The organism is Streptomyces sp. NBC_00390 (assembly GCF_036057275.1).
Taxonomy (GTDB): Bacteria; Actinomycetota; Actinomycetes; order Streptomycetales; family Streptomycetaceae; genus Streptomyces.
On sequence record NZ_CP107945.1, the window covers coordinates 1,927,247 to 1,941,509 of the forward strand.

Here is a 14,263-nt window from a genome sequence, read left to right on the forward strand (position 1 = left end):
GCACTGTCCGTACGTCCCGCAACCGTGCCGGTGGAGTCGGCGGCCGCCCACGCGCGGTCAGAGCCGCGGGTCGACCGGCTCCGACTCCAGGGCCAGCACCGCGAAGACCGCCTCATGGACGCGCCACAGCGGCTCCGAGCCGGCCAGCCGGTCCAGGGCCTCCAGACCCAGGGCGTACTCGCGCAGCGCGAGCGAGCGCTTGTGGTTCAGGAACCGCCCGCGCAGTCTCTCCAGGTTCTCGGGGCGGGTGTACTCGGGGCCGTAGATGATCCGCAGGTACTCGCGGCCGCGGACCTTGATCCCCGGCTGTACGAGCCGTCCCTTCCCGTCCCGGGCAAGCGCCTGGAGCGGCTTGACGACCATGCCTTCGCCGCCGCACCCGGTCATCTCCAGCCACCAGTCGACACCCGCCGCCACGGAAGCCTCGTCGCCGGTGTCGACGATCATCCGGCGGGTGACCTGGAGCAGACCCGTCGGGTCGTGCTCCACGAGCCGGTCCAGCCAGGCGAGCTGTTCGTCGTGCGGCACCGCGGCCAGCGAGCGGCCCTCGGAGGCGAGGATCTGGAACGGTGCCAGCCGCACCCCCTCGAGGCCGTCGGTCGTCCAGCAGTAGCGCCGGTACGCCTCGGTGAACGCGGCCGCGTCGTCGGCCCGCTCCCGCTGCCGGGCGAGCAGTCCCTCGACCGCGACCCCGCGCCCGACCGCGGCCTCCAGGGCGGCCGTCGCACCGGGCAGTACCGCGCCGGAGGCGGCGCCGACCGCCGCGTACTGCGAGCGCAGCAGACCGGAGGCCTTCAGCGACCAGGGCATCAACTCGGCGTCCAGGAGCAGCCAGTCGGTGTCCAGCTCGTCCCACAGGCCCGCGGCTGTGATCGCCGTACGGAGCCTGCCGAGGATCTCCTCGGTGACCTCGCAGTCGTCGAAGAACGGCCGTCCGGTGCGGGTGTGCAGCGCGCCCGTGGGCCCTCCGCCACTGCCTTCGGCGTCGGAGGTACCCCCGCAACCGAACCTCCGCCGTGCCGCGTCCGCGTCGCGGCACACCAGCGCCACCGCCCGCGAACCCATGTGCTTCTCCTCGCAGACGACCTGCGCGATGCCGTCGGCCCGGTACTGGGCGAAGGCCTCGGCCGGGTGCTCGAGATAGCCCTCCCGACGCGAGGTGGCGGTCGGGGCCATCGTCGGCGGCAGATACGTCAGCAGCCGCGGGTCGACCGCGAAGCGGCTCATGACCTCGAGCGCCGCTGCGGCGTTCTCCTCGCGCACACCGATACGGGCCATGTGCCGGGTCTCCACGACGCGCTTGCCGTGTACGTCGGCGAGATCCAGCGGGCGCCCCTCGCGGCTGCCCGGCGCCTCGGTCACCAGCGGCTTGGCCGGTTCGTACCAGACCTTCTCGGCCGGTACGTCGACCAGTTCGCGCTCCGGCCAGCGCAGCGCGGTCATCCTGCCGCCGAAGACGGCACCGGTGTCGAGGCAGATGGTGTTGTTGATCCACGAGGTGTCGGGCACCGGGGTGTGGCCGTAGACGACCGCGGCACGGCCCCGGTAGTCCTCGGCCCACGGGTAGCGCACCGGCAGACCGAACTCGTCGGTCTCACCGGTGGTGTCGCCGTACAGCGCGTGCGAGCGGACCCGGCCGGAGGTGCGGCCGTGGTACTTCTCGGGAAGTCCGGCGTGGCAGACGACCAGCTTGCCCTCGTCGAGGACGTAGTGGCTGACGAGTCCGTCGATGAACTCCCGTACCTGCTCGCGGAAGGCGGGGTCCCTCTCGTCCTCCCTCTCGAGCTGTTCGATGGTCTCGGCGAGGCCGTGGGTGTGCTGGACGTTGCGGCCCTTGAGGTATCGGCCGAGCTTGTTCTCGTGGTTGCCGGGCACGCACAGGGCGTTGCCCGCCGCGACCATGGCCATCACGCGGCGCAGCACTCCGGGGCTGTCGGGCCCCCGGTCCACGAGGTCGCCGACGAAGACGGCGGTGCGTCCCTCGGGGTGCGCCGCGTCGACGTAGCCCAGCTTGGCGAGCAGGGTCTCCAGTTCGGAGCTGCAGCCGTGGATGTCGCCGATGATGTCGAACGGGCCGGTGAGGTGGCGCAGGTCGTTGTAGCGCCGTTCGAGGACGATCTCGGCGCTGTCGGCCTCCTCGACGCTGTGCAGGATGTGCACCTTGCGGAAGCCCTCGCGCTCCAGTCCCCTCAGCGAGCGGCGCAGTTCGCGCCGGTGCCGCTGGACAACATGGCGCGGCATGTCGGCGCGGTCGGGGCGGGCGGCGTTGCGTGCGAGGCAGACCTCCTCGGGCACGTCGAGCACGATCGCGATGGGCAGGACGTCGTGCTGCCGCGCGAGCTGGATCAGCCGGCGGCGGCTCTCGGACTGCACGTTGGTGGCGTCGACGACCGTCAGCCGGCCGGCGGCGAGCCGCTTGCCGGCGATGTGGTGCAGGACGTCGAAGGCGTCGCCGCTCGCGCTCTGGTCGTTCTCGTCGTCGGCGACGAGCCCGCGGCAGAAGTCGGAGGAGATGACCTCGGTGGACTTGAAGTGCTTGCGGGCGAAGGTGGACTTGCCGGATCCGCTGGCGCCGACGAGGACGACGAGGGACAGGTCGGTCACCGGGAGCCGGCGGCCGGCGGGTGCGGTGCCTGCGGCGCCGGGGGTGGGGTCGGTGGTCATGCGGCCTTCGCCTCCTTCTGGGTCCTGTTCGGTGCGTCCGTTGTGTCCGTCTTCTCGAACACGGCCATCTGGGTGGGCGGGCCGACCTCGGGGTCGTCGGGGCCCACGGGCACGAAGCGCACCTCGTAGCCGTGCCGCTGGGCAACCGCTCCGGCCCAGCCGCGGAACTCCTCGCGCGTCCACTCGAACCGGTGGTCGCCGTGGCGCACGTGCCCGGCGGGCAGCGTCTCCCAGCGGACGTTGTACTCCACGTTCGGGGTCGTCACGAGCACCGTCCGCGGCCGGGCGGAGCCGAACACCGCGTACTCGAGAGCGGGCAGCCTCGGCAGGTCGAGGTGCTCGATGACCTCGCTGAGGACGGCGGCGTCATATCCGGCCAGCCGCTTGTCGGTGTAGGTGAGCGAGCCCTGGAGCAGTTGCACGCGGGCGGCCTGGCGCTCGCCGAGGCGGTCCAGCTTGAGGCGGCGTCCGGCGATGGTCAGCGCCCGCACCGAGACATCGACTCCGACGATCTCGGTGAAGCGGACGTCCTTGAGGAGAGCCTGCACCAACTGGCCCTGGCCGCAGCCCAGGTCGAGGACCCGGCTCGCGCCGGCGGCACGCAGCGCTTCGAGGATCGCATCGCGGCGCTGTTCGGCGAGCGGGACGGGGCGCTCCTCGGTGTCCGTGGTCTCGTCCACGGCGTTGTCCACGTCCTCGACCTCGAGGTCGTCGGACTCGGCGAGGCGCACCAGCTCGAGGCGCTCCATCGCCTGCCGGGTCAGTCCCCAGCGGCGCGAGAGATAGCGGCTGGTGATCAGCTTCTGCTCGGGGTGGTCGGCGAGCCAGCCCTCACCCGCCCGCAACAGCTTGTCGACCTCGTCGGTGGCCACCCAGTAGTGCTTGGCGTCGTCGAGCACCGGCAGCAGTACGTAGAGCTGACGCAGCGCGTCGGCGAGGCGCAGCTCGCCTTCGAGCACCAACTGGACATAGCGGGAGTCGCCCCACTCGGGGAACCGGTCGTCGAGTGCCACCGGCTGCGCCTCGACCGAGGACCAGCCCAGCGGTCCGAACAGCTTCCGCACCAGTTCGGCCCCGCCGCGCGCGGGCAGTGCGGGCACTTCGACGCGCAGTGCGAGCGGCGCCTCGGCCCGCCCGGGCAGCGCGGCGCACACGCCGCGCAGAGCGCTCTTGAACACCGTGCTCAGCGCGACGGACAGCAGCGACGACGCCGCGTACGGGCGGTCGTTCACGTATTGCGCGAGCGCCGCGTCGGGCGCGCCGCCCCGGCCCTTGCCCTTGCCGCGCCGCACCAGCGCCACCGGATCCACCTCCAGCAGCAGTGCGGCGGTGCAGCGCTCGACGGACGCCTCCGGGTAGAAGACATGCGCCGTGCCGTGCGAGGTGGAGAACGTCTGCGCCTTGTCGGGATGCTTGTGCAGCAGAAAGCCGAGGTCGGTCGCGGGACGCTCCGGGGTACCGGTCGTGCTGATCGTCAGGAACACGCGTCCGAGTATCGTCCGGTACGGCTCCTCCGACCAGGGGTTTTCGCGCGCTCCGCAGTGGGGCGGCTGCCGGGCCGGCCGCCCGCGTCAGTTCCTGCCGAGCAGCCGCGCCAGCTGGGTGATCCGGTCCGGGCCCACCCGGCAGCAGCCGCCGACCAGCCGGGCCCCGGCCGCCTGCCAGTCGCGCACGAGGGCCGGGTCGTACAGCGACCCGCCGCGCCAGCTGCGGGCGGCGGGGTCCCACTGCTCTCCGCTGTTGGGGTACACGACGGCCGGCTTGCCCGTCACCGCTGCCGCGAGGCCCACCGCCGAGGCCGCCTCGGCCGGCTCGCAGCAGTTCACGCCGACCGCGATCACCTCTGACCGGCCGGTGGCCAGGGCGAACGCCTCGGCCAGCTCCTGACCGGCCCGGGTACGGCCGCCCGCGACGGTGTACGAGAGCCAGACGGGCACGCCGCACCCGTCGGCCGCCCGCAGCAGCGCCTCGGCCTCGTCCGTGTCCGGCACGGTCTCCAGGGCCAGCACGTCCGGCTCCGCCGCAGCCAGGGCCTCGATCCGCGGCTGGTGGAAGCGCTCCAGCTCCCGCACGCTCAGCCCGTACCGCCCTCGGTACTCACTGCCGTCCGCGAGCATCGCGCCGTACGGCCCGACCGATGCGGCGACCCACACCTCGTGCGGCGCGGCGGCGGCCGCGCTGCGGGCCAGCGAGACGCTGCGGCGCAGCAGTGCCGCGGCGCGCTCCCCGGAGATGCCCCGTCGCTCGAAGCCCTCGAAGGTCGCCTGGTAACTCGAGGTGATGAGCACCTGTGCGCCGGCACGTGCGTACGCCGTGTGCGCGGCCTCGATCTGCTCCGGATCGTCGGCGAGCAGGCGCGCCGACCAGAGCGCGTCGGACAGGTCACAGCCCTGCGCCTCCAACTGGTTGGACAGGCCGCCGTCGAGCAGCAGGACGCCGTCGGCGAGCGCGGCGGCGAGTGTACGGACGGGTTCCACGGGTGCTCCTCGTGCCGGCCGGTCAGCCCAGTTGGGACTGGACCTGGGACGAGATCAGTTCCAGATGGTCGAGATCGCCGAGGTCGAGGACCTGAAGGTAGATCCGGGACGACCCGATCGCCGCATAGCGGCCGATCTTGTCGACGACTTCGGCCGGTGATCCCGCCAGGCCGTTGGTCTTCAGTTCGTCCACATCACGGCCGATGGCAGCGGCCCGGCGCGCCACCTCGGCATCGTCCTTGCCCACGCACACCACCAGCGCGTTGGAGTACACCAGTTCGTCGGCGGCCCGTCCGGTGGCCTGGGTGGCGGCGCGGACCCGGCCGAACTGACGCTCGCTGTCCTCGATCGACGCGAACGGAATGTTGAACTCGTCGGCGTACTGCGCGGCAAGGCGGGGAGTGCGCCTGGCCCCGTGGCCGCCGATCAGCACGGGCACCTTGGCCTGGGCGGGCTTGGGCAGTGCGGGTGAGTCGGTCAGCTGATAGTGCTGCCCCTTGTACGAGAAGGTCTTGCCCGCCTCCGTGGCCCACAGTCCGGTGACGATCGCGAGCTGCTCCTCCAGGCGTCCGAACCTCTCCGCGGGGAAGGGGATGCCGTAGGCCCGGTGCTCGTCGGCGAACCAGCCTGCGCCGAGGCCCAGTTCGACGCGGCCGCCCGACATCCGGTCGACCTGGGCGACCTGGATGGCCAGCACACCCGGGAACCGGAACGTCCCCGCGGTCATCAGGGTGCCGAGGCGGATGCGCTTGGTCTCGCGCGCCAGCCCGGCCAGGGTGATCCAGGCGTCCGTCGGGCCGGGCAGCCCGTCGGACGAGCCCATGCTCAGGTAATGGTCGGAGCGGAAGAACGCGTCGAAGCCGAGATCCTCGGTGGCCTTGGCAACGGTCAGCAGGGTCTCGTAGCTCGCCCCTTGCTGGGGCTCGGTGAAGATTCGAAGATCCATGCATCCATCCTGCACCGTCGGATGCCCGGCGGAGCTGACCGTCAGGTGCCGGCGGCCTGGTCCATCTCGGCGACCGGCCGTTCGGGGCCGGCTCTGCCGCGCACGATGTCAGGAGGCCGGTCCAGCTGGTGCGCCGCGAGCCGGCGCATCATGCCGCGCACCCGGTCGCTCGACTCGTCGGCCGCGTCTATGGCCTCGATGCACTGCCAGTACAGCGCCTCGTCGTCGGTGGCGCAGGCGACCCCGACCAGCGCCATCCCCACTTCCCCCAGCAGCACGTGCAGCGCGGTCAACGCGGCATGGGCGTCGGTCACCTGGGTCAGCTGCGCGGCCCGCACGCCGCCGCTGCGCACCATGGGGTGGTCGAGCACCCCGCAGGCCCGGCCGCCGATCTCGCTCAGCGCCCGCGCCTCTCCTCTGAGCCACTGCGGCCCGCTCAGGGCGAGGCTGCTGCCGATCGCCTGGGCAAGCGCCTGGGCCTGCCATGCCTCCGCCACGATGTCCGGCACCTCTCGGCTGTGTGCCAGAGCGTCACGGCTGAGCGTGACGAGCCGTTCCGCGTCCATGTACGCACCCCCGTTCGTACGACTTTCTGCCCACTCAGTTCATTACCCAGAGTGAAGCCGCTTGAGCCGAAACGCCAGAGGAATTCCGAAATCTGTGGACAGCACAGCCGTTGTGGATAACCCGGCAACTCCATAGAGTGACAACACTCCGTGGCGGCACCGGCAGAGCGGCCTGCCGTCACCTCAGCGTCACTTCGCCGGAAAGCGCAGTTCGTTCCGGTCGATCTTCTCGGAGAGCGCCGTCAGCGCATCGATCCCCAGCACTTCGCAGAACTGGAGGAGGTACGCCAGCACATCCGCGACTTCGTCGCGCACCCGGTGCGCCGTGCTCTCCTTCTCCATCACCCGCGCCGATTGCTCGGGCGTCAACCACTGGAAGATCTCCACCAGTTCGGAAGCCTCGACGCTCAGCGCCACCGCGAGATTCTTGGGCGTGTGGTACGGCTCCCAGTGCCGTGCCGCCGCGAACTCGGCCAGCCGGCGCTGCAGCCGCGCCACATCAGGTACACCGTCGCCCGGTCCCTCGTCCTCCGTCATGGCCCCAGGTCTACCACTGTCACGCCACGGATCCCGCGCGCAAACGTCGCATCGGCGAGCGTCCCCACCAGCCGGATGTGCCCACGTGCGCACATCTCCGCGGCCAGGGAGACCAGTTCACGCCGCTGCGCCGCGTCAAGGCAGCGGTCGAGACCGTCGGCGAGCACCGTGAGCGACTGATACGCGGGCGGCACCTCGGCGACCTGGTCCATCGCCAGCACGCCCGGCCCGGTGAGCAGCACCAGCGCGAGGCCCAGATACCTCAACTCCCCTTCGCCGAGCCGCCCGACGGGAGTGGCCGTCCGCCCGCCGCCCCGGCTGAGCAGTGCCTGCACCGTACCGTCCGCGAGCTCCTCCACGACCAGATCCGCCACTTCGCCCATGCAGCCCCCGCGCGCCGCGGCCGCCAGCCGCGCATGCCGTTTCGCGCACTCGCTCCGGGTGCGGTGCAGCACCTCCGCGAGGTTGTCGCAGCCGCGGCGCAGCCGGCCCGCGCCGGGGGCCACCGGTCTGCGCATCCGGTGCGGCTGCGGGTCGCAGGCGAAGGCGGACCGCAGCGCCAGCACCACCTGCTCGGCGGCGGCGATCACATGCAACTGCTCCTGTGTCCTGCCCGCCACCCGCAGCGGCAGCAGGGCCGTGCCGAGCCGGTCGTCGGGCAGCGGTGCGCGCGTGACTCCGGCGGATCCGGCGGTGTGCCAGGCCGCCTGCACGGTGGTGCGCCCGGGGTCGCGCAGTGCGGTGCTCAGCAGAGTCCGGCCGTCGCCGGTCAGCCGTTCACCGACGACGCGCAGCTCCGGCTCGGCCTGCACCGCGAGATCGAGCCGTACGGTGCCGGCCGGACCCTCGACGGTGCAGCCGAGCCGGAATCCGCGCCGCCCCTGCGGGTCGGCGCCGGCCCCTTCCGGGACGCACCCGGCCGGGTCCGGGAAGGCCGCGGCCAGTTCCTCCCCGGCTCCGAGCCGTGTCAGGGCCTCGTACGCCTGCAGCACGCTCGACTTGCCGCTGCCGCTCGCACCCGCGAAGAGCGTCAGCGGGCCGAGGCGGTAGGACGCCTGCCGGTGTGCCCGGAAGGCGGCGAGCCGCAGTTCGGTGACGGTGGGACGGGCGGCCTGCGGGCCGCCGGCGGAGGGGTTCGCGTCCATGACGGGGACGCTACGCAGCCCGGAACACGCCGAACCGTTCCGCCGTCAGGGCCTTCCTACGAATGGGGGACGGCTGCGGCCTCGATGCCCTCGACCTCGGTGCCGTCCGGCGCGAGCAGGAAGACATTGCGGTCCACCCGGTGCATGGCGCTGCCCAGCCCGAAGACGACTCCGCTGCTGAAGTCCAGGATCCGCTTGGCGACTTCCGTGTCGGCGCCGGTCAGATCCAACAGCACCGGAATGCGTTGGACGAGGTACTCGGCGACCTCGCGCGCATCGGCGAAGACCTGCACCCTCAGCACGACGAACCGGCGCTGCTCGGCGGCGGCGTAGTCCTGCGGGACGGTGCGGTGATCGACCCGCGACGGCCACTCGTTGCGTCCGCGCAGCGGCACGACCTGGGCCAGGCCTTCCCACTGCTCGTCGGTGACGTCATACCTTTCGTACCTACTCATATCCCCATCCTCGCGCCCCTCACCCGTTCGGCCCAACAACGACACGGGTGAGGGGGCGATGAATAGTGGACGTCAGCCGCGCTCGAAGACGGCGACCGTGCGTGCCGGGACCGTGAAGGTCCCCGAGCTCCTTTCGTACGAGGACGTCCGGGTGATCTCGTCCGCGCCCGAACGCTGCACGGGGTGGAGCCGGTACGCCTTGTCGGCGACTTCGGCGATCCGCTGCGTCTGCTCCTCGGGGGTGGCGTTGAACACGACCACCAGATCACCGAGTCGCATGGTGATCACGCCCGGGGTCTCGTCCTTGCCCGAGAGCGGGAAGGAGAGGGCGGAGCGGACCTGGTCGGCGGAGTCCAGGCTGAAGGCCTGCTCCGTCGAGCGGATCGTGAGCAGATCCCGGTAGGCGGCGGACGCCGCGCCGATCTGCGTGCAGCCCACCGTGAGCGACGGCGCGGCCAGCAGCGGCTTCGCGAACCCCCACTTGGACTTGTTGTCGGCCTCCGGCGGCAGGCCGCGGCCGAAGCCGTTGCCGTCCTTGCAGTCCCAGTGGATCGCGTTGAACCAGTCGCCGCTGTCGTAGGAATTGCGGTCCAGCGACTTGGAACGCAGCAGATCCGTGCCCGCCTGGGAGAGCGCGGGTCCCTGGGACAGGGCCGCCGTGCCCATCGCGAGAACCTGCATCCTCGCCCGGTCCGCGGGCGAGGTGTCCGCGGGGAGCTTGAAGGCGAGGGCGTCGTACAGCGATTCGTTGTCGTGCGCGTCCGCGTATGCGAGCGCGTCGCCGGGGACGGCGGCATAGCCGGCCGGCGCGCCGTTGTAGTCGACCTCGGAGCCCTTGACGGTGCGGCCGCTGGTGTCGGTGAAGGAGTACGAGGCCAGGTTGCCGGACAGGCCCACCTTGATCAGGTCCTGGTAGTGCAGGAGCCGGGCCTTCTGCTCCTCCCGGGTGCCGTTCGCCGCCGAGGAGTTGGGGTCGGTGTACAGACCGGAGGCGAAGCCCTGCACGCCCGGGTCCTCGTCGAACGGGCCGCCGCCGCGCACCGCGTCCCGCGCCCGGTCGGAGAAGGTCGCGATGCCCGTGCCGGCCATGTTCTTCTGGGTGGCCTGGACGAAGCGGGCGTCGTCGGCGATCTCGCCGAAGTTCCAGCCCTCGCCGTACAGGATGATCTTCTTGCCGTCCACGCCGTCGCGTTCGGGCGTGAGCTCGTCGAGTGCGGCGCGCACCGCGAGCATGTTGGCCTTCGGATGATGGCCCATCAGGTCGAAGCGGAAGCCGTCGACCTTGTAGTCACGGGCCCAGGTGACGACCGAGTCGACGACGAGCTTGCCCATCATCGCGTTCTCGGGAGCGGTGTTGGCGCAGCAGGTGGAGGTCGCGACCGTGCCGTCGGCGAGCAGCCGCTGGTAGTAACCGGGCACGACCTTGTCCAGTACGGACTTCTCCGCCTGGCCGCTGGCGACGGTGTGGTTGTAGACGACGTCCATGACGGTCCGCAGCCCGTCCTGGTTCAGCGCCTGGACCATCCGGCGGAACTCGACCGTGCGCTCGGTCCCGTCCGGGTCGGTGGCATAGGACCCCTCCGGAACGGTGTAGTGGTACGGGTCGTAACCCCAGTTGAACGCGTCCTTGGCCGCGGCCTTGGCGACGCACGCCTGCTGCTCGTCGGAGTCGGGGGCATAGACCTTCAGGTCACAGTCGGGCTGCTGCTGGTCGGACTTCTTCTCGGGGATGGTGCCGATGTCGAAGGCCGGCAGCAGATGGACGTACGAGGTGCCCGCGTCGGCCAGGGCGCGCAGGTGCTTCGTGCCCTTGCTGTCCTTGTGGGCGAAGGCCAGGTACGTGCCCTTGTCGGAGGCCGTCGGGTCCGCGATCGAGAAGTCGCGGATGTGCAGCTCCTGGATCTGTGCGTCCCGCAGCGGCACGGCGGCGGGCTTCTTCAGCGTCGACCAGCCCGACGGGGCAAGGGACTTGTCGCGCAGGTCGGCGATGATGCTCTGCCTGGAGTCGGCGGTCAGCGCCACCGAGTAGGGGTCGGTGACCTTGTTGGTGACCAGTTGCTGGACGCTGGGCGCCCATACCTTGACCGCGTAGCGGTAGGTCCTGCCCTTCCAGGACTTGTTGCCGGTGACCGACCAGACGCCGCTCGCGCTGTCGCGGTGCATGGCGACGGCCTTGCCGTCGAGTTCGAGGGTGACCTGCTGGGCCGTCGGCGCCCACAGCCGCAGGGTGGGCACACCCTTGCGGTCGAAGGTCGTGCCGAGGGACGCCTTGGTCGCCTTCGCCGCGTACAGGTCGTCGAGGACTCCGGCGATCTGCACACCGGTGGCGCTGAGCACGGCTCCGGTGGCGGACCGCTGTGCGGCGACGAGCTGGCCCTTGAGTGCTTCGCGGACCCTGTCCCGGTCGCGCGGGTCGACGGTGTAGGCGGGGTACGCCTTCAGATGCGGGAACTTCGCCTTCTGCGCTGCGGTGAGTTCCGACTTGTTCAGGCGGAGCCAGTGGGCATCGCCCGTCAGGGCTCCGTCCTTGACGGCGATCGAGCCGTCGCGGGAGTAGAGGAGCTGGGTGGAGGCGGCGGCGTCGCTGCCCTTCCAGGCGACGGTGTCGGCATCGATCCACACGGCGTGGGACTTGGTGAGGTCCAGGGCCGCGCCGCCGCCCTTGGGCTGCGGCAGCAGGTACTTCTCCTGGCCGGCGAGCAGCCACACCTCGTGGCCGTTGGCCTTGAGGTCGAGCGACTGGTCGGCGGGAAGGTCCTTCTCGTCGCCCTTGTGCAGGATGTAGCTGAGCGAGGTGGCTCCGGCGGCGAGCGGTACCTCGTAGACCGCGCCGTACGCGTCGGTGCGGACGGGCTCGAGGGGCTTGGACCAGTCGGTCGGGTTCGCGGCGCCGGTCCAGGTGTGGAGGCCCCAGCCGCTGTAATCGCCGTCGGCACGCTTGTAGTGCAGGATCGCCTTAGCGGTGTCCTGGGGCGGGTAGGCCCCCTCCGGCGCGGTGTTCCGCACCTCCGGCTTGCCCTGCTCGATCCAGATCTCGCCGGTCTTGGTGAGATCGATCGCCCGGTCGGCGTCGACGTCCTTCACCCCGTCCTTGCTGACGGCGATGAAGCCGACGGAGGAGGCACCGGGCTTGAGCTTGACGTACGCGAAGGCGCCGTAGGCGTCACGGCCGGTGAACGGCTTTCCCGCGGGCCAGGTGGTGCCTTCGCCCTCGGCGATGTCGCCCCAGGTGTACAGGCCCCAGTCGGCGAAGTCCCCGTCGGCGCGCTTGTAGTGGACGACGGCGTAGTCGCGCTGGACGGCGGTCGGCGGCTGCTCCACGGCGGGCGCACCACTGGTGGTGGCGGCGGTGGCGCTCGCCGTGCGGCCGGCGCTGTCGATGACAACAGCCTTGTACCGCAGGGCGGTTCCGGCGGGAACCCGGTCGGAGACACGGTGGGTGACCTTGTAGGGGGCATGGTCGGCCGAGCCGAGCACCTGCCACTTGGCGTTGCCGACCTGGGCGGCGAAGACGACGCGGTTCAGCTGTCCGCCGTCGACGTCCGCGCTGATCTCCACGGTGCCGGTGGCGCCTGCGGCCGGGGCCTTGAGCGTGAGGGCGGGCTTGGCGGCGGGGGCCGCGAGCGGGCCGGCCGCCTTGAGGACGAGCGAGGACAGCGCCGGGACGGTGACCGTGATCTTCTTGTCGGATCCGCTGGTGACGGTGGCGGAACCGCCGTAGAGCGAGCGGAAGTCCATGGCCGCGGAGCCGGTCGGGATCTCGACGGTCTTCGGCTCGGTCGCGTTGTTCACTGCGACGACATACTCGGTCTTCGACTTCGCGTCGATGCGGGAATAGGCGTACACGCCCTGGCCGTCGGCCGCGTAGCGCTCGGTCTGGATGCCGTCACGCAGCGCCGGGTGGGTCTTGGTGAGCGCGGAGAGCTCGGCGATCTGCCGGTACAGCGGGTGCTTGGCGTCGTATGCGTCCGAGGCGTGCGTGCGCTCGGTGCCGAGCTGGTCGTCGTCGAGGTAGTCGGCGGTCCTGGAGACGAACAGGGTCTGGCGGGCGTCCTTGTCGCCGCCCGCACCGGTGAAGCCCTGCTCGTCGCCGTAGTAGACGACCGGGTTTCCGCGGGTCAGGAACATGAGCTCGTTGGCGAGCCGGTAGCGCTTGATCAGCTCCGCGTCGTCGGCCTTCGCGTTGTCCTGCCTGAGGAAGGTGCCGAAGCGGCCCATGTCGTGGTTGCCGAGGAAGGGCACCGACTCGTAGGCGTTGGCCTTGTCGGTCGTGTAGCGGTAGTCCTGCGCGAACAGGTTCGAGAGCTTGGCCGCCGAGCCGCCCTGCGAGGCGTAGTTCCGCGCGGCGTCCTGGAAGGGGAAGTCCAGCGTGGCGTCGAGGCGGCCCTCGGTCACATACGGCGCGGTGATGGCCGGGTCGGCCGAGTAGACCTCGCCGAACATGAAGAAGTCGTCGCGGCCGCGGTCGGAGGCGTAGTCGTCGAGTGCGGTGGCCCACTGGGTCCAGAACTCGGTGTTGACATGCTTGACGGTGTCGATGCGGAAGCCGTCGATGTCGAAGTCGCGCACCCAGCGCCGGTAGATCTTCTCCATGCCCTCGACGACCTCGGGACGCTCGGTCCACAGGTCGTCGAGACCGACGAAGTCACCGTGCGCGGAGGACTCGCCGGCGAAGGTCGAGTCGCCCCGGTTGTGGTACATCGTGGGGTCGTTGAGCCAGGAGGGGACCTTGAGGTCCTTCTTCTCGGCGGGGACGACGGGCGTACGCGGGAAGGAGTCGCGGTCCGTCTTCGGGAAGGGCCGGCTGCCGTCGGCGTAGTCGCTGTCGTCGAAGGGCACGCCGTCCTTGGTGAGATAGGGGAAGGCGCCCTTGGACAGATAGCCGTACGACTTCTCCTTGTAGTCGACGACATCGGCGGTGTGGTTGGTGATGACGTCGAAGAAGACCTTCATGCCCTTGGCGTGGGCCTTGTCGATGAGCTTCTCGAGGTCGGCGTTGGTGCCGAAGTGCGGGTCGACCTGGGTGAAGTCGGTGATCCAGTAACCGTGGTAGGCGGCCGAGGCATCCTTGCCCTCGCCCTGCACGGGCTGGTTCTTGAAGATCGGCGCCATCCAGATGGCGGTGGTGCCGAGCCCCTTGATGTAGTCGAGCTTCTCGGTGAGTCCCTTGAGGTCGCCGCCCTGGTAGAAGCCCTTGTCTGTGGGGTCGTAACCGGTGGCGAGACGGGTGCCGGTCAGCCCGCCGCGGTCGTTCTTCGGGTCGCCGTTGGCGAAACGGTCCGGCAGGACGAAGTAGAACTGCTCGCGGGTCAGATCGTGACGCGCGGGCCGGTCGGCGAGCGACCGGTCCGACGGCGGCGCGGGCGGCTTCGGCTCGGCCGCCGCCGGAAGGGCGGAGATGAGCGCCGCGACCGTGGCGGCCGCGAGGGCGGCCGCTGCCGAGCGCAGACGTGGGCGGGGGCGTATCAAGACG

Annotated in this window: 9 protein-coding genes; all 9 read right to left on the bottom strand. The window is 70.9% G+C overall.

The window, feature by feature from the left end; all coding sequences use genetic code 11:
* Positions 1 to 57 precede the first annotated feature (57 nt).
* The 9 genes from OHS70_RS08060 to pulA all read right to left on the bottom strand — a co-directional run bounded on the left by OHS70_RS08060 (position 58) and on the right by pulA (position 14,259).
* A complete protein-coding gene (locus tag OHS70_RS08060) occupies positions 58 to 2,664 on the bottom strand; it encodes a polynucleotide kinase-phosphatase (RefSeq protein ID WP_328395143.1) in 2,607 nt (868 codons plus the stop codon).
* Entirely contained in the window at positions 2,661 to 4,148 is a 1,488-nt protein-coding gene (locus OHS70_RS08065) for a 3' terminal RNA ribose 2'-O-methyltransferase Hen1 (RefSeq protein ID WP_328395145.1), read from the bottom strand. The genes OHS70_RS08060 and OHS70_RS08065 overlap by 4 nt, the downstream gene beginning before the upstream one ends.
* An 87-nt stretch (positions 4,149 to 4,235) precedes the next feature.
* Positions 4,236 to 5,141: a homocysteine S-methyltransferase gene (gene mmuM / locus OHS70_RS08070; RefSeq protein ID WP_328395147.1), complete on the bottom strand. Its 906-nt coding sequence runs from the start codon at positions 5,139 to 5,141 to the stop codon at positions 4,236 to 4,238.
* 22 nt (positions 5,142 to 5,163) lie between these two features.
* Complete coding sequence (locus OHS70_RS08075) at positions 5,164 to 6,087, bottom strand: LLM class F420-dependent oxidoreductase (RefSeq protein ID WP_328395149.1); 924 nt, start codon at positions 6,085 to 6,087, stop codon at positions 5,164 to 5,166.
* 41 nt (positions 6,088 to 6,128) lie between these two features.
* Positions 6,129 to 6,653, bottom strand: coding sequence for a DUF6099 family protein (locus OHS70_RS08080; protein WP_328395151.1), 525 nt, complete (start codon positions 6,651 to 6,653; stop codon positions 6,129 to 6,131).
* Between the two features lie 189 nt (positions 6,654 to 6,842).
* Complete coding sequence (locus OHS70_RS08085) at positions 6,843 to 7,190, bottom strand: nucleotide pyrophosphohydrolase (protein ID WP_328395153.1); 348 nt, start codon at positions 7,188 to 7,190, stop codon at positions 6,843 to 6,845.
* Entirely contained in the window at positions 7,187 to 8,335 is a 1,149-nt protein-coding gene (locus OHS70_RS08090) for an AAA family ATPase (RefSeq protein ID WP_328395155.1), read from the bottom strand. The genes OHS70_RS08085 and OHS70_RS08090 overlap by 4 nt, the downstream gene beginning before the upstream one ends.
* Positions 8,336 to 8,391: 56 nt before the next feature.
* Entirely contained in the window at positions 8,392 to 8,790 is a 399-nt protein-coding gene (locus OHS70_RS08095; RefSeq protein WP_328395157.1) for a cell division protein SepF, read from the bottom strand.
* A 72-nt stretch (positions 8,791 to 8,862) separates the two neighbouring features.
* On the bottom strand, positions 8,863 to 14,259 hold the full coding sequence (gene pulA, locus OHS70_RS08100; protein ID WP_328395159.1) for a pullulanase-type alpha-1,6-glucosidase: 5,397 nt from the start codon (positions 14,257 to 14,259) through the stop codon (positions 8,863 to 8,865).
* Between the last annotated feature and the right edge of the window lie 4 nt (positions 14,260 to 14,263).